This window comes from Streptomyces sp. CA-278952 (genome assembly GCF_028747205.1).
Lineage (GTDB): Bacteria > Actinomycetota > Actinomycetes > Streptomycetales > Streptomycetaceae > Streptomyces.
On the sequence record NZ_CP112880.1, the window covers coordinates 8,007,296 to 8,022,808 of the forward strand.

General features: G+C 71.9%; 16 protein-coding genes. 7 read left to right on the top strand and 9 right to left on the bottom strand.

What is annotated here, in order from left to right:
• Nucleotides 1-4 precede the first annotated feature (4 nt).
• The 6 genes from N7925_RS35095 to N7925_RS35120 all read right to left on the bottom strand — a co-directional run bounded on the left by N7925_RS35095 (nt 5) and on the right by N7925_RS35120 (nt 5,135).
• Nucleotides 5-439: a protein-tyrosine phosphatase family protein gene (locus N7925_RS35095; protein ID WP_265603553.1), complete on the bottom strand. Its 435-nt coding sequence runs from the start codon at nt 437-439 to the stop codon at nt 5-7.
• Nucleotides 440-502: 63 nt separating this feature from the next.
• The gene (locus tag N7925_RS35100; protein ID WP_265603554.1) at nt 503-772 is read right to left on the bottom strand and encodes an HPr family phosphocarrier protein; all 270 of its coding nucleotides are present in this window, start codon (nt 770-772) and stop codon (nt 503-505) included.
• Nucleotides 773-821: 49 nt separating this feature from the next.
• Nucleotides 822-2,849 carry a PTS fructose transporter subunit IIABC gene (locus tag N7925_RS35105; protein ID WP_265603555.1) on the bottom strand — a complete coding sequence of 676 codons (2,028 nt, stop codon included), beginning with the start codon at nt 2,847-2,849 and terminating at the stop codon, nt 822-824.
• Nucleotides 2,850-2,990: 141 nt separating this feature from the next.
• Nucleotides 2,991-3,938 carry a 1-phosphofructokinase gene (gene pfkB / locus N7925_RS35110; protein ID WP_265603556.1) on the bottom strand — a complete coding sequence of 316 codons (948 nt, stop codon included), beginning with the start codon at nt 3,936-3,938 and terminating at the stop codon, nt 2,991-2,993.
• Entirely contained in the window at nt 3,935-4,696 is a 762-nt protein-coding gene (locus N7925_RS35115) for a DeoR/GlpR family DNA-binding transcription regulator (protein ID WP_265604108.1), read from the bottom strand. The genes pfkB and N7925_RS35115 overlap by 4 nt, the downstream gene beginning before the upstream one ends.
• A 190-nt stretch (nt 4,697-4,886) precedes the next feature.
• Complete coding sequence (locus N7925_RS35120) at nt 4,887-5,135, bottom strand: DUF6296 family protein (RefSeq protein ID WP_265604109.1); 249 nt, start codon at nt 5,133-5,135, stop codon at nt 4,887-4,889.
• 197 nt (nt 5,136-5,332) lie between these two features.
• Here N7925_RS35120 and N7925_RS35125 point away from each other — a divergent pair, with 197 nt between their 5' ends.
• Nucleotides 5,333-6,148, top strand: a complete 816-nt coding sequence (locus tag N7925_RS35125; RefSeq protein WP_274346282.1) for a PepSY domain-containing protein — start codon at nt 5,333-5,335, stop codon at nt 6,146-6,148.
• 60 nt (nt 6,149-6,208) lie between these two features.
• On the opposite strand, the gene N7925_RS35130 is transcribed toward N7925_RS35125, so the two are convergent.
• The 3 genes from N7925_RS35130 to N7925_RS35140 form a co-directional block, all read right to left on the bottom strand.
• Nucleotides 6,209-7,348: a serine hydrolase domain-containing protein gene (locus tag N7925_RS35130; protein ID WP_265604110.1), complete on the bottom strand. Its 1,140-nt coding sequence runs from the start codon at nt 7,346-7,348 to the stop codon at nt 6,209-6,211.
• Between the two features lie 296 nt (nt 7,349-7,644).
• The gene (locus tag N7925_RS35135; RefSeq protein WP_265603558.1) at nt 7,645-8,148 is read right to left on the bottom strand and encodes a GNAT family N-acetyltransferase; all 504 of its coding nucleotides are present in this window, start codon (nt 8,146-8,148) and stop codon (nt 7,645-7,647) included.
• An 81-nt stretch (nt 8,149-8,229) separates the two neighbouring features.
• Nucleotides 8,230-10,263, bottom strand: coding sequence for an ATP-binding protein (locus tag N7925_RS35140; RefSeq protein ID WP_274346601.1), 2,034 nt, complete (start codon nt 10,261-10,263; stop codon nt 8,230-8,232).
• Nucleotides 10,264-10,505: 242 nt separating this feature from the next.
• On the opposite strand from N7925_RS35140, the gene N7925_RS35145 reads away from it, so the two are divergent.
• The 6 genes from N7925_RS35145 (at nt 10,506) to N7925_RS35170 (ending at nt 15,506) form a co-directional block, all read left to right on the top strand.
• A complete protein-coding gene (locus N7925_RS35145; protein WP_274346283.1) occupies nt 10,506-11,216 on the top strand; it encodes an alpha/beta fold hydrolase in 711 nt (236 codons plus the stop codon).
• Complete coding sequence (locus N7925_RS35150; RefSeq protein WP_265603560.1) at nt 11,213-11,428, top strand: hypothetical protein; 216 nt, start codon at nt 11,213-11,215, stop codon at nt 11,426-11,428. Before N7925_RS35145 ends, N7925_RS35150 begins: the two co-directional genes overlap by 4 nt.
• A 99-nt stretch (nt 11,429-11,527) precedes the next feature.
• Complete coding sequence (locus N7925_RS35155) at nt 11,528-12,076, top strand: DUF6630 family protein (protein WP_274346284.1); 549 nt, start codon at nt 11,528-11,530, stop codon at nt 12,074-12,076.
• Nucleotides 12,077-12,249: 173 nt separating this feature from the next.
• A complete protein-coding gene (locus tag N7925_RS35160) occupies nt 12,250-12,411 on the top strand; it encodes a hypothetical protein (RefSeq protein ID WP_018956403.1) in 162 nt (53 codons plus the stop codon).
• 766 nt (nt 12,412-13,177) lie between these two features.
• Nucleotides 13,178-14,530, top strand: a complete 1,353-nt coding sequence (locus tag N7925_RS35165) for an ABC transporter substrate-binding protein (RefSeq protein ID WP_265603562.1) — start codon at nt 13,178-13,180, stop codon at nt 14,528-14,530.
• Between the two features lie 7 nt (nt 14,531-14,537).
• Nucleotides 14,538-15,506, top strand: a complete 969-nt coding sequence (locus N7925_RS35170) for a carbohydrate ABC transporter permease (RefSeq protein WP_265603563.1) — start codon at nt 14,538-14,540, stop codon at nt 15,504-15,506.
• The last annotated feature ends 7 nt before the right edge of the window (nt 15,507-15,513 follow it).

Sequence of the window (15,513 nt, forward strand, 5' to 3'; positions counted from 1 at the left end):
TCCCTCAGCGCTGCGCGAAGTTCCGTACGTAGCGGCGCTGCCAGGGCGTCTCCACCGCCCGCGGGTGATAGCCGTCGCGCACGAACGCCACCGCCTCGTCGGCGGGCACCCCGTCCAGGACGGCGAGGCAGGCCAGCGCCGTGCCGGTGCGGCCCATTCCGCCGCCGCACGCCACCTCGACCCGCGTCCCGGCGGACCGCTCCCACACCTCGTGGAGGAGCTCCCGGGCCGCCGCCCGGTCCGCCGGGAGCCGGAAGTCCGGCCACCGCAGCCACCTGGACTCCCAGGCGACCGGGGGCGGGGTACGCCCGAGGAGGTAGACGGCGAAGTCCGGTTCGGGGCCTGCCGGCAAGGGCCTGCGCAGTCCCCGGCCGCGTACGAGCCGTCCGGAGGGGAGGGCCAGGACGGCCGGGTCGGCGGTGTTCCACGTCTCGATCACGTGTCCCAACCTAACGACCCGGCAGTCGCCGGTGGTACGGATCGCACCGTCGTCGGCCGGGGGTCAGGTGGCGTCGAGATCCCGCGCGAGCAGCTCGGCCAGCTCCTCGATCGCCGCCCGCGCTCCGTCGCCCTCGGCGCTGAGCTCCACGGTCTCGCCGTGCGTGGCGGCCAGGGCCAGCACCGCCAGCATGCTGCGGGCCTCGACCGGGTCGCGACCCTCACGGGCGATGGTCACCTTGACCGGCTGACGGGCGGCGGCCTGGACGAACAGGGACGCCGGACGGGCGTGGAGCCCGCTGCGGGAGGCTATGGCGACGGTCTGCCGGTGCATGGATCACTCCTGAGGGAAGAGGTGTTCGGGAGGGGCGTGTGTGTGAAGTTCAGGCGGCGACGGTGACCCGGGAGCCGTCGGGGCTCGCGGGCCCCGCGTCACCGGCAGCCTCCGGCGCCGCCCTCCGCGCACCCTTGAGCAGGACGACGAGCGCGGTCGCCACCAGCGTCCCGGCGGCGATGGCGAGCAGATAGAGGAACGGCTCGCCGATCAGCGGGACGACGAAGACGCCGCCGTGCGGAGCGCGCAGGGTCGCGCCGAAAGCCATCGACAGGGCGCCGGTGACCGCGCCGCCCGCCATCACCGACGGAATGACCCGCAGCGGATCGGCGGCGGCGAACGGGATCGCGCCCTCCGTGATGAACGAGGCGCCCAGCACCCAGGCCGCCCGGCCGTTCTCGCGCTCCGTCTTCGTGAACAGCCTCTTGCGTACGGTGGTGGCCAGCGCCATCGCCAGCGGCGGCACCATCCCGGCCGCCATGACCGCGGCCATCACCTTGAGGCTGCCCGGCGTCGGGTCGGCGAGACCGCCGACCGCGAAGGCGTACGCCACCTTGTTCAGCGGGCCGCCCATGTCGAAGCACATCATCAGCCCGAGAACGACGCCGAGGATCACCGCGTTGGAGCCCGACAGTCCGTTCAGCCAGTCCGTGAGCGCGTTCTGCAGTGAGGCGATGGGCTTGCCCACCACGATGAACATCAGGAACCCCACGGTCGCCGACGCGATCAGGGGGATCACCAGGACCGGCATGATGCCGCGCAGGGTCGCGTGGACCGGGACCCGCTGGATGGCCATCACCACCGCACCGGCCAGCAGGCCGGCGACCAGACCTCCGAGGAATCCGGCGTTCACCGTGAGCGCGATGGCCCCGCCGACGAACCCGGGCACCAGCGCCGGCCGGTCCGCCATCCCGTACGCGATGTACCCGGCCAGCACCGGGACCAGGAACCCGAAGGCCGCCGAGCCGATCTGGTTGAGCAGCGCGGCCCAGCTGTCCGCCTCACCCCAGACGAAGTGGTCGGCGACCGACTTGGCGCTCGCTATCTCGTAGCCGCCGATGGCGAACGACAGGGCGATCAGAAGACCGCCCGCCGCGACGAACGGCACCATGTAGCTCACGCCGGACATCAGATACGTACGGAGCCGGACGCCGAAGTGCGCGTGATCCGCAGAGGATTCCTGCCCGCCCCCGGTGTCCGCGCCGCCGCCGTCCTCGGACACGGCGGCGATCTCCCCGCGCTCCGCCTTGCGGCGGGCCTCGGCGATCAGCTCGGCGGGCCGGTTGATGCCCGCTTTGACCCCGACGTCGACCAGCGGCTTGCCGCGGAAGCGGGACTTCTCCCGGACCTCCACGTCGTGCGCCCAGATCACGGCGTCCGCCGCCGCGACGACGGCGGGGTCCAGCTTCTTGAAGCCGGCCGAACCCTGGGTCTCCACGGTCACCTCGACCCCCTCGGCGCGGCCCGCCGCGGCCAGGGACTCGGCCGCCATGTAGGTGTGGGCGATGCCGGTGGGGCAGGAGGTGACGGCGACGATCCGGAAGGGGGTGCTCGCGGCGGCTACTGCGGCTTCCGTCTCCGTCTCCGTCTTCGCCTGTTCCTGCTCCTGTTCCTGCTCCTGGCTCTCCTTCGGCGGCTCCTCGCCCCGGATCAGCGCGGCCACCGTCCGCGGATCCGTTCCGGCGCGCAGGGCGGCGGTGAACTCCGCGTCCATCAGCCTGCGGGCCAGGCCCGACAGGATGGTGAGGTGGTCGTCGTCGGCCCCGGCCGGGGCCGCGATGAGGAAGATCAGGTCGGCCGGACCGTCGGCCGCCCCGAAGTCGATGCCCGCCCCGCTGCGCCCGAAGGCCAGCGTCGGGGCGCTCACGTGTTCGCTGCGGCAGTGCGGGATGCCGATGCCGCCGTCGAGGCCGGTCGGCATCTGCGCCTCTCGGGCGGCGACGTCGGCCAGGAAGCCTTCGAGATCGGTGACGCGGTGCGCGGCCACCATCCGCTCGGCGAGCGACCTCGCGGCGGCGTCCTTCGTGTTGGCGGACAGATCGAGGTCGACCAGTTCCGCGGTGATCAGCTCACTCATCGCGGTGCTCCTTGCTCGGGGACCGCCGGGCGGCGGCTCGGGGGGACGGGGCGGCGGACTCGTACAGGTGGGGCCTGTAGGGGAGTTGTGGGAATTGCGGCGGCGAATGGCGGTACGGGGGACGGTGATGGCGGTACGGGGTCATGGAGCGGGCTCCGTCAGCGCGCGGTCCAGCGGCACGTCGGACGTCGTCACGACCGACGGGAGATCCAGGTCGGCCGGGGTGGGCATGAGGCTTCCGGCCAGCTGCACGGCCGCGGCACCGTGGGCGACGGCCGAGGTGAGAGCTTCCGGGCCCTGCCCGCCCGCTGCCAGAAAACCGGCCAGGGAGGCGTCCCCGGCGCCGACATTGCTGCGCACAGCGGCGACCGGCGCGGTGGCGAAGTACGCACCCGACGCCTCGACGAGCAACTGCCCGTCGGCGCCCAGGCTCGCCAGCACCGACCTGGCCCCGCGCTCCCGCAGCTCCTCGGCGGCCTTCAGCGCGTCGCCCACCGTGGCGAGCGGCCGGCCGACGGCCTCGGCGAGCTCTTGGGCATTGGGCTTGATCACGTCCGGCCCCCGGTCCAGGGCTGCGGTCAGCGCCGCTCCGGAGGTGTCCAGCGCGATCCGCGCGCCGGCCCGGTGGCTCCGCTCGACCAGCTCCGCGTACCACTGCGGCGGCAGTCCGCGCGGCAGGCTCCCGCAGCAGGCGACCCAGTCGGCGGCGGCCGAGTGGCCCCGTACCGCTTCCAGGACGTCCTCCGCCTCGGCCGGACTCAGCTCGGGGCCCGCCGCGTTGACCTTGGTAAGGGTGCCGTCGGGTTCGACGAGTGTGACGTTGATCCGGGTGTTCCCGGCGATCGGCACGCCGACCGCCTCGATGCCCAGGTCGCCGAGCAGCCGGGTGAGCAGCGCGCCCTCCGGGCCGCCCATCGGGGCGACGGCGAGGGTGCGGTGTCCCGCCGCCGCGACCGCGCGGGAGACGTTGACTCCCTTGCCGCCCGGATCGACACGGTCCGCCGTGGCACGCAGCACGCTGCCGCGGGTCAGCCCGGGCAGCTCGTAGGTGCGGTCCAGGCTGGGGTTGGGGGTGACGGTGAGGATCATGCGCGTACTACTTCCGTGCCCCGGCTCTCGATGGAGCGGGCGTCGTCGGGGCTGAGGCCCGTGTCGGTGATGAGCAGGTCCACGTCGGTGAGATCGCCGAAGCGGGCGAAGTGCTCCTGACCGAACTTGCCGGAGTCGGCGAGCAGGACGACCCGGCGGGCCGCCTTGATCACGGCCCGCTTCACCGCGGCCTCGGCGAGGTCGGGCGTGGTCAGGCCGCTGTCGGGGGAGAAGCCGTTGGTGGCGAGGAAGACCACGTCGGCGTTGATCTCGGCGTACGAACCCAGCGCCCAGGCGTCGACCGCCGCGCGGGTGCGGTGCCGGACCCGGCCGCCCACCAGATGCAGCGCGATGCCGGGGTGGTCGGCGAGACGGGCGGCCACCGGCAGGGCATGCGTCACCACGGTCAGCGTCGCGTCGACCGGTACGGCGGCGGCGAGCCGTGCGGTCGTCGTCCCGGCGTCCACGATCACATTGCCGTCGGCGGGCAGTTCGGCGAGGGCGGCCTGGGCGATGCGGTCCTTCTCGTCGGCGGCGACGGCGTCGCGTTCGGCGAGGTCGGGCTCGAAGTCGAGCCGCCCGACGGGGATCGCCCCACCGTGCACCCGGCGCAGCAGCCCCGCCCGGTCCAGGGTCTTGAGGTCGCGCCGGACGGTCTCGGCCGTCACCTGGAACTCCTCGGCCAGGGACAGCACGTCGACCCGCCCGCTCTCCTGGGCGAGGCGGAGGATCTCCTGCTGACGCTCCGGTGCGTACATGTGGTTTCGTTTCCGTTTCATGCCCGAGTCTGTGGTTTCGTGCTCAGGTTACGTCCGAGGTGCGGGATTGTAAACACAATCGGGCGAGGAGTGGGCATGAACGGAAGAGTGAGCTCGCGCGCGGACGTGGTGCGCGCGCATCGCGGGGCGGGGCGCACCGTGCACGGTGCGCCCCGCCCCGCGGGTTCGGTCACGGCGTTGGGGGTGTGTCCTCGCTCAGGGGGCGGGCCAGCAGGGGAGTGCCGGGGACCTGGTGGCCGCCGCTGGCGAGCATGCGGACCTCGCCCCGGTCGCTGATCTCGGCGCGCACGATCCCCGTCTCGTCCTCGTACACCGGGAACCCGCCGGCCCCCAGCCGGTCGGTGAGCCGTACGCGGACCACGTCGTCCGCGGCTCCGGACAGCTCGAAGATGAGTTCGTAACACTCGGTGTGCACCATGTGATCCATGACGGCCTCCGGGCCGGGCGCGGAGAATACGGCCCTGCCGCCATTGTTCCGCACCTCGGCGCGCACCGCCCGGGGAGCGACGGCCAACGGGCGGACCCGGCCGGTCGATCGGGTGACTCCCCGGTAGGACAACATGACCGGTGGCCCGGAGGGCTAGGCATGCGTGCATGAGACTTGAGCCTCGACGAATGAACAGTGCCTCCTCCCGTTCCCGCACCCTCAAGACGGTCGGCGCCCTCGGCATGGCCGCCGCCACGGCCGTTCTGATGACCGGATGCGGTCAGAGCTCGGACAGCGCGACGAGTGCGGCCACCTCCGAAGCCGCGAAGGTCGTCCCGCAGAAGCAGACGACGTCGCCCTCGGCCAGTGCCCAGCTGACCGAGGACCAGCAGGAGCGGAAGAAGGTGCTCGACGCCACGAAGGTCACCTTCGACGACGCCGCCACCACCGCCGCCGGCGAGGTGGCCGGGGGCAAGCTGGTCGATCTGGACCTGGAGGGTGTGGACGACGACGACAACGACCAGAGCCCCAGCCCGACGGGATCCGGCAGCCCCACGGGTTCCGCCAGTCCGACCGGTTCGGCCAGCCCGACCGGCACCGCGAGCCCGAGCGGAACCGGCACGTCCAGCCCGAGCGCGAGCCCGGGCTCCGAGGGCCCGGTCTGGGTCGCGGAGGTCGCGGAGAAGGACGGCACGGTCCACACCGTCCGGATCAACGCGGTCGACGGCAAGGTGATCGAGGCCCGGGTCGACGCGGATCAGGACGCGGACGACAAGAAGCAGACGGCCGACCGGCTCGCCCAGGCCACCCAGACCCCGCAGCAGGCCGCCAAGGTCGCCACCGAGAAGAAGAAGGGGACGGTGACCTCCGTCGGCCTCGACGACAACGAGGGTGGCGGCGTCGTCTGGCAGGTCGACGTGGTCGGCTCGGACTGGAAGAAGACGACCTTCGACGTGGACGCCAAGAACGACACCATCGTCCGCGAGGAGACCGACAACGACTGACCGCCGCCCCGTCTGACCCGCGAAGGGGTACGCCGGAGGCCCGGCGTACCCCTTCCGTTTCTATGGCCTCTCGTGCGCGGTTCCCGGCTTCCGGCGGTCGAGCAGCCGGCAGACGAAGTCTTCCTGGAGTTCGCGGAGCCCGGCCAGCAGCCGGGGGTTCGTCGAGCTGTTCACCTGGGAGGTGAGGGAGACGGTCAGCGATCGTTTGCCGTCCTTGGTCCCCGCGGCGAACTGCGTGTAGCCGGGGAAGTTACCGGTGTGGCCGTACACGGTGCCGCAGCGCGTCGTGTACGAGAACACCGCGAGACCGGCCCTGTTGCGCCCCGGGCCGGCCGGTTCGGAGCTGCCTTCCACGAAGGACAGCTGCTGCCGGCGGACCTCGGGGCCGAGGCCCAGCCCTCCGGCGTAGCCGCGGATGAAGGCCCCCAGGTCCCGGGGGGTGGAGACGATGCCGCCCGACGCCCACACGCCCGACGCGCCGAGTACCGTGCTGACGTCCTCGGGTGCGTCCGGAGGGTCCACCGCATAGCCGTGCAGATAGGGTTCGGGCAGCCGGTAGCCCTGCGGGAGGCTGGTGTCGCGCAGGGCGAGCGGCCGGTACACGAACTCGGCGAGGAGCTTCTCGTACCGCTGTCCGGTGACTGCCTCGGCCATCAGCGCCACGGCGATGTTGTCGGAGTTGGAGTAGTGGTACGCCGAGCCCGGCTCGAACCGCAGCGGGTCCCCGGCGACGTAGTCCAGCAGGCGGCGCGAGTCGAAGCGTCGGCGTGGGTCGGCCGTCAGCTCGGCGATGAAGGTCGGGGCCTCGGTGTAGTCGGGCAGCCCGCTGGTGTGGTTGAGGAGCTGGCGGAGCGTCACCCGGTGCCAGGCGGCGGGGAGCCGGGGCAGCCGCCGGCCGAGTGTGTCGTCGAGTCGGAGGGCGCCCCGCTCGGCCAGTTGCAGGGCGACCGAGCCGCTGAAGGCCTTCGCCGTGCTGGCGATCCGCATGTGGTCGGTGGTCCTGGGCGGACGCCCGGTACCGAGCTGCGACGTACCCGCCCGGTACACCTCGCTCCGGTCGCCCGCCGTGAGGACGGCGATGGCGCCGGGCGGCCCTCCCGGAGTGTCCACGAGCGCCTGGAGCCCCCGCCGCAGCTCGGGGTCGACCGGCCCGTGCGGGCCGTCGCCGCCGTCCCCGCCTGCGTGGGCCGGGCCGGACATGAGCCCGGCGAGCGATGCGGCCGCCAGGGCCGCGACGACGGCTCTTCGCCGCCGGGACCGACTACGGGGGCGGGGGAGCGGGGCATCAGGGCGAGAAGGTACGGACACGGGGCCTCCTGGAGGCGGTGGGCGTCGGGCGGAGCGGTGGCGTCCGCACCCGCGAGCCCCAGCATCGGGCGGCCGGACGAGGCTTGCCCCCGAGGTGGACCATCCGGCCGATCCCCGCCACACCGCCGACACCGGGCAGCGCCGGTCACCCGACCGCTACCGGCCCCCGCTTCCTTCAGCCGTGCCGCTCAGTGGGCCGGGGGAGCGCCCCCGCTCAGCTCCAGGACGTACCGCCGCCCGGGACGGTCGCCGAACATGACGTCCTCCAGCGGCTCGAACCCCGACCGCGCCAGCACCGCGCGCGATCCCGTGTTGTCCAGCGTCGTCTCCGCGCGCAGTTCGGTGAGCCCGTACTCCCGGACCGCCAGGACGCAGACCTGCTGGACCGCCCAGGTGGCCAGCCCGCGTCCCGCGGCCTTCTCCGCTATGCGATAGCCCAGCTCGGCCGAACCCTCCCGCACCTCGACGAGGTTGATCCGGCCCAGGACGCCGCCGTCGTCGTCCTCGATGACGTGGAAGTGGAGCAGCCCCGCGTCCTGGTCGGCGAGCAGCTCACGGTGCCGCTCGGCGAACGCGGCGAAGTAGTCGTCGCCCCGGTCGGGAATGGACGCGGCGAAGTAGGCCCGGTTCTCTCGCTCGAAGGCGAGCAGAGCCTCGGCGTGGTCGGGACGGAGCCTGTTGATGGACGTCATACGGGGATGCTAAGTGGTGTCCCGTCGGGGTGTTCGGTGTCCAGCACCTGCATCCTGCATCCGGGGTCCGGGCGGCTCGGGCTATCCGGGATGTCCGCGCTCCAGGGCGTGGGCCAGACCGCGTTCGGCGTCGTCGGCCGAGGCAGCCTGGTAGGCCTTCTCGTACGCCGAGTCGCCCGCGACCTGCCGGGCCCGGAGTTCCCACTGCTCGCGGATCGCCCCGAGTTCCGGGGTGCCCCGGTGGGGGTGGCCGATCATGCGCCAGTACGTGTGTCCGGTACCGGAGGCACGGGCCGCGGCCACTCCGTTCCCCTGGGCGGCGATGGATCCGGCGAGCAGATCGAGGCCGAGCGCTATGCCGAGGCTGTCGTGGAGCTCGTGCTTGCTCGCGAGCATCGCGCGCGCGTGGCTCTCGGCATGACGGGGGCGGCCCTGGAGCAGGTGGATGAGGGCGAGTTGGTGATCGGCGTACGCCCGTGCCCAGTGCTCGCCGAACCGCAGGCTGATCCGCTGGAGCCGCATGGCCTCCTCGTACGCCTCGTCGAGTCGGCCGAGCGCGGACAGGGCGAACAGGCGTATCACCCGGCAGCGCAGCTGTGAGGGAGCGTCGGCGGGGTCGCCGTCATGGTGGCTCAGCGCGCCGTCGCTGACGGCGTACGCGGTGAGCGGCTGACCCATCATCAGGTACGTGAAGCTCATGGAGTGGGCCGCGAGCAGCACCGCCTCCGGGCCCTCGTCGCGGTGTGCGGCGTGCCGGCACTCCTCGCCGGTGCGGCGCGCCGCCTCGTGGTCGCCCTGCAGGGTCAGCGTGATACCCAGGGCCCACAGTGCCCGGGTGCGGTGAGGACCGGCGGAGAGGGGCAGGGCGAGTACCCGCTCCAGATACGTACGGGCCTGGTGCAGATGGCCGCAGCAGCTCCAGAAGAGTCCCGCGCACCCGGCCATCTCCATCGCCATCTCCGGGTCCTCGGCCAGCAGATGGTCCAGGGCCGCGCACAGGTCCGCGTGGGTGTCGGCGATCCGGTGGTACCAGAGGACCTGCGACGGCCCGAGCCAGCCCGCGTACGCCTGGACGGCGACATGGGCGAAGTGCCGGGCGTGCCGGTCCGCGAGGAGCGCGTCCTCCGCCAGCTCGGCCAGCCACATCGCCCCGTACTCGCGCAGCGTGTCCAGCATGCGGTAGCCGTCTCCGGTCCGCCGGAGCACGGACTGGTCGGCCAGCCGTTCCAGGGCCGGGGCGATGGCCACGGCGTCCAGCGGTCCGCCGGCGCACACCGCCTCCGCGTCCGGAGTGGTGATGACGCCGCGGAAGACGGAGAGCCGCGCCCACAACAGCCGCTCCAGCGGTGCGCAGAGCTCGTGGCTCCAGCCGATGGTGGTGCGCAGGGCCCGGTGGCGGCGGGGCCAGACGGTGTCGTCGGTGAGCTCCTCCATACGGGAGGCCAGCCGTCCGGTGATCTCCTGCGCGCTGCTCTCGCGGAGCTGGGCGCAGGCGAGTTCGACGGCGAGCGGTATGCCGTCGAGCCGACGACAGATCTCGGCGACGGCGGCCGCGCTCCCGGGGGTGTCGAGGGAGAGGGCCGGGGCGACGGCGGCCGCGCGCTCGTGGAAGAGCCGGACGGCCTCGTCACCGTCGTCGCCCGAGGAGAGCGGGGGCACCTCGACGCACTTCTCGTGCGCCGCGCCCAGCGGCTCCCTGCTGGTGGTCAGGACCGTCAGCCCCGGGGCCGAGGCGAGCAGTTCGGTCACGAGCTGCCCGCAGGGGCCGACGATCCGCTCGCAGCAGTCGAGAACGAGGAGCAGCCGCCGACCGGACAGCCATTCAGCGAGCGCGGCCACGGGCCGGCGGGGGCTGTGGTCCAGAAGCCCGACGCCGTCGCAGACCGTGGTGGCGAGCAGTTGCTCGTCGTGCAGATGGGAGAGGTCGGCCCACCAGACGCCGTCGGCGTAGCGGTCCCGGGCACGCTCGGCGGTGCGCAGGGCGAGTCGGCTCTTGCCGACCCCGCCGGGGCCGGTGAGCGTGACCAGCCGATGCTCTCGAAGTGCCCGTTCGACGCCGACCAGTTCGTTGTCGCGTCCGACGAAGCTGGTCGTCACGACGGGGAGGTTGCCCATCACGGGGACATCCTGCCTCGCCGCGGCACACTGCCTCTGTTCATAGCGAAAAGCAGTCAGAAACGGCCGACAATGCATCCTGTTCGATGGGCAAGTGACCTGGATCGAAAGGGGTGGTGTGCCTGCGTCCCGCCCCCCGATCCGGTGCTGCGAAGACAGTGAAGCGCCGTCGGCTGACGGAACGTCGGCTGACGGAACGTCGACCGGGAGGCTCTGTCGTACCCCTGCGCTACGTTGCTCGCATGACGCAATTCGTACTGGTGGCAGGGGCCTGGCTCGGCTCGTGGGCGTGGCGCGACGTGGAGCCCGGCCTGCGCGCGGCCGGTCACGGGGTCCACCCGCTGACCCTTTCGGGCCTCGCGGACAGACAGGAAGCGGCGGCCGGGCAGCAGACCCACGTCCAGGACATCGTCGACGCGGTCGAGCGTCCGGACCTGCGTGACGTGGTGCTGGTCGGCCACAGCTACGCGGGCATTCCGGTCGGGCAGGCTGCCGAGCGGATCGGCGACCGGCTCGCCCGCGTCGTGTTCGTCGACTCCAGCGTTCCGGCCGACGGCGAGTCCTTCGTCTCCGGCTGGCCGGACGGCCGGGCCGGCGTCGAGGCCGCCATCGCCGCCAACGGGGGCTTCTGGCCGCCGCCGGCCGCTGCCGACTGCGCGGACCAGGGCCTCACCGAGGAACAGCTCGCCCGGTTCCTCGACGGCTCGACCCCCCACCCCGGCGCCACGCTCACCGATCCCGCCGTTCTGGCCCGTCCCCTGGGCCTGCTGCCCGCGACCTACGTCAAATGCCTGCTCGACTGGCCCGAGCCGAGCCCCGAGGTGGCCGAGCTGCTGGCGGGCGAGCGGTGGCGGCTGGTCACGATGGACACCGGCCACTGGCCGATGTTCTCGCAGCCGGCCGAGCTCGCCCGCATCCTGCTGGACGCCGCGGGAACGGACGCCCGACGATGACGGCCTCGCCGCGCCCGGAGGGGCGCTCCCCGGACGAAGCGGCCACGGAGCACCCGGAGATCACCTACATCGGATGCGCGCGTTGCGGCACCCTGATCGCGGGTCTCGACGGGCGGTACGCCTGTTCGGGCTGCGGCTGGGTCAACGAGTGGACCGAGGGCCACCGGCCCCTGCCCGAGGCCCGGCGGCGGCGCTCGGCGGAGACGGCCTAGAGCACGTCCCGACCCCGCGCCCCGGCGGCCGTCCCAGCCCGGCGCCCCGCCTCCCGGTCCCGCCCCGCGCCTTCCGGTGCTCTCAGACGCCCTTGAGGAGTGCACGCCACGTCCGACCCGCACGACGCCGACGCGATCCGCGCGGCCCTGGCCGCGATCGCCTCACTGCTCGCCCCTGCGCACCCCGCCGTGGCCGAGGAGGCGCTGCGCGCCCACGACAGCCCGCACGACTACGTGAGCGCCTTCGGGGACCGCCTGGAGGGGCGGGGGATCGACGAGCCGGTGGAGAACCTCGCCTGGATCGCGCTCATCGACGCGCTCGGCGCACACGGTCTGCTCGCGGAGTTCGACTGGAAGGAGGACGCGCAGGAGATCCGGGCCCAGCTGCGGAAGCTGGAATCGAGGCCCTCCGTTGATCCGTGGGTGCTCTTCGAGGCCGAGGAGACGCTCCTGCCGACCGCGAAGTTCCTGCACGCCTGCGGACGCCGTTACCGGGAGATCGGTGCGGCGCCGGCCGTCCTCGACATCGCATCCGACTGCTATCCGGTGGTGGGCCTGCGGGCGGCCCGTGCCGACGAGCTGACCGGGCTCGCCGCCCGCGCGGGCTTTCCCGTACAGCACCTCGGTGCCGACCGTCGCAGGCGGTGACAGAGCCGCCGCCCGCGCTCTCCGAGGACGGGGCGGGGCGTTGTTCCAGCAGGTGCGACAGGGTCCGCGCGCCGGAATGGAATCGCGGCCGCCGCCACCCACCACGTACACTCGCCCCCGCCTCCGCCGACCGGCAGGGGCTTTTCGCACCAGACCCCCGGGGAAAAAATCGTATGAGTTCCGCAGACAGCACCGAAGCACCGATCTACGCCGGCCTCGTGGAGGAGCACGGCGATGTGCCCGCCGAAGTGCGCAGAGTGGCCGAAGAGGTGCTGCGCGAGGCCGACCGAGCCATTGACTTCGGCACGGTGCGGACGGCCGCCGCAGCACGCTAGGGCCTCGCGGGGCCCATAGGCCGGAACTCCCGGTCGCAGCCGCCTTGCGGCGGCCATGTCCATCACGGGACGATAAACGTCCTGCAACTATTGCCATATTCTTGCGTTCGTGACGCGATGGTTTGCTGAAGAGTCGTCGTCAGTGAAAGCGGGTGAGGCTGCGGTAGGCCGGGCGTCCGACATCGCGCCCGATGCCACCGCGGCCCCCGGCCCACCCCGTCGCGACCGTCCGGCGGCCGTGCTTCGGTGAGCGGTCCACACAGTCGCGTGGAGAGCGCTCCCAGCCGGCCGTCGAGGGGCGATGGGGCACAGGGCAGACACCGTGCGCGTCGCCGGCCGGGCCTCCGCCCACCGGGCGGTTCCTCGCCCGTTTCCCATGGTGGCCCACGCCCTCTCGCCCCTACCCGCGCTCGTGGGCATCCCTCGCGGGCGTCATGCGCCCCGCCGTACGTCACCGCCGGGGACTGCCGCACCTCCCACGCTCCGGGGCTCGGGCCGTCCGTCCGCTTCCGTGTGGGCGACGGCCCGGCCCTGTCACGGTCCCGCGCAGCGCCCGCGGCCCACCGGGGGCCTCTCGTGCGGGGTTCCGCCTCCATGGTTCTCGCGGTTTCGTCCGTCTGTGGGGCCCGTAGCGGGCAAGGGCTGTCAAAGATTTACGAAATCAACGTGACATCTTGCGGACATTCGTCGGCGGTGGTTGAGTGTGGCTCGCCGCACAGCTCGGGGCTGTGGGCTTCCCGCACTCCTGCCCTAGAGGGGTCCACCGATGAGAAGTTCTGTTCTTCGTCGTACCTGCGTCACCGCCGTCGCCGCCGCACTGACCATCACCGGCCTGGCCGCCTGCAGTTCCGAGAGTGACAGTGCCGCGGACGGCAAGACGCGCATCACGGTCAACTGCTGGCCCCAGCCGAGTGCGAAGATCGACCACAAGCGGTTCGACGAGGACGTCAAGACGTTCGAGAAGCAGAACCCCGACATCGACGTCACCGCGCACGACGCCTTCCCCTGCCAGGACCCCAAGACTTTCGACGCGAAGCTGGCCGGCGGCCAGATGGAAGACGTCTTCTACACGTACTTCACCGACACCGAGCGCGTCGTCTCCATCAACCAGGCCGCGGACATCACCGAGTACGTCAAGGACCTCAAGGCGTACAAGGACATAGCCCAGCCCCTGCGCGACGCCTACACCGTCGACGGCAAGATCTACGGCATCCCGCGCACCAACTACTCCATGGGCCTGCTCTACAGCAAGCCGCTCTTCGTCAAGGCCGGTCTCGATCCGGACAAGCCGCCGGCCACCTGGGAAGAGGTCCAGGCCGCGGCCAAGAAGATCGCCGCCCTCGGCGACGGCACCGTCGGCTTCGCCGAGTACAGCGCCCAGAACCAGGGCGGGTGGCACTTCACCGCCTCGATCTACTCCCAGGGCGGCGCGGTCGTCAGCGAGGACGGCAAGAAGGCCACGGTCGACACCCCCGAGGGCAAGGCCGTCCTGCAGAACCTCAAGGACATGCGCTGGCGCGACAACTCCATGGGCGCCAAGCAGCTGCTCATCATCAACGACACCCTCCAGATGATGGGCTCCGGCAAGCTCGGCATGTACCTGGCCGCGCCCGACAACGTCCCGCGCATCGTCAAGGAGGCCGGCGGCGCGTACGAGGACCTCGCCTTCGCCCCGATGCCCGGCGGCAAGGGCACCCTCATGGGCGGCGACGGCTACATGTTCAACAAGAAGGCCTCCCCGGAGCAGATCAAGGCCGGCCTCAAGTGGCTGGAGTGGACCTTCCTCACCCCGGGCCAGGGCTTCATGAACAACTACGCCCGCGCCGCCGAGGACAAGTCCCCGGTCGGTCTGCCCGAGCCGCGCCTGTTCACCGGCGCGACCGACGCCAAGGACCAGGAGCTGAAGAAGGCGTCCGCCAACGTCCCGGTCGAGAACTACCGGGCCTTCATCGACGGCGGCCAGCAGCTCGACATGAAGCTGGAGCCCAAGCACGGCCAGCAGATCTACGCGGTCCTCGACGGCGCCGTCTCGGCGGTCCTGACGAAGAAGGACGCGGACATCGACGCCCTGCTGGAGGACGCCCAGTCCAAGATCGACGGAATCCTGGCCCGGGGCTGAGAGAGGCATGAAGACCACGTCCCCACCCGCACCGCCCGCGAGGCCGCGGTCCGCCGGCACGACGCCTCCCCCGGGAGACGCGAGCAGGGCGGGCCGCGGGCCCCTCGGCCCGCTGCGCAGGAAGATCGCCGACCAGGCCACCGCCTACGGGTTCCTGATCGGCGGCCTGCTCTGCTTCATCCTGTTCTCCTGGTACCCGGCCGTCCGGTCGGTGATCATCGCGTTCCAGAAGTACACCCCCGGCTCCGACCCCGAATGGGTCGGCACCGCGAACTTCTCCCGCGTCTTCCAGGACCCCGAGTTCGCCGCCGCCTGGCGCAACACCCTCACCTTCACCGTGCTCGCCCTGGTCATCGGGTTCGCCATCCCGTTCGTCATGGCCCTCGTCCTCAACGAACTGCGGCACGCCAAAGCCTTCTTCCGGGTCGTCGTCTACCTTCCCGTGATGATCCCGCCGGTGGTCAGTGCCCTGCTGTGGAAGTGGTTCTACGATCCGGGCGCGGGCCTGGCCAACGAGGTGCTCGGCTTCCTCCACCTGCCGACGTCGAACTGGACCAACGGCGCCGACACCGCGCTCGTCTCGCTCGTCGCCGTCGCCACCTGGGCCAACATGGGCGGCACCGTCCTCATCTACCTCGCCGCCCTCCAGGGCATTCCCGGCGAGCTGTACGAGGCCGCCGAGCTGGACGGCGCGTCCGTCTGGCAGCGCGTCCGGCACGTCACGATCCCGCAGACCCGCTTCATCATCCTGATGCTGATGCTCCTCCAGGTCATCGCGACGATGCAGGTGTTCACCGAACCGTTCGTCATCACCGGCGGCGGCCCGGAGAACTCCACCGTCACGGTGCTCTACCTGATCTACAAGTACGCCTTCCTCTACAACGACTTCGGCGGCGCGTCCGCCCTCAGCGTGATGCTCCTGCTGGTGCTCAGCGCCTTCTCCGCCCTGTATCTGCGACTCACCCGCACCGACTGAGAGGAGC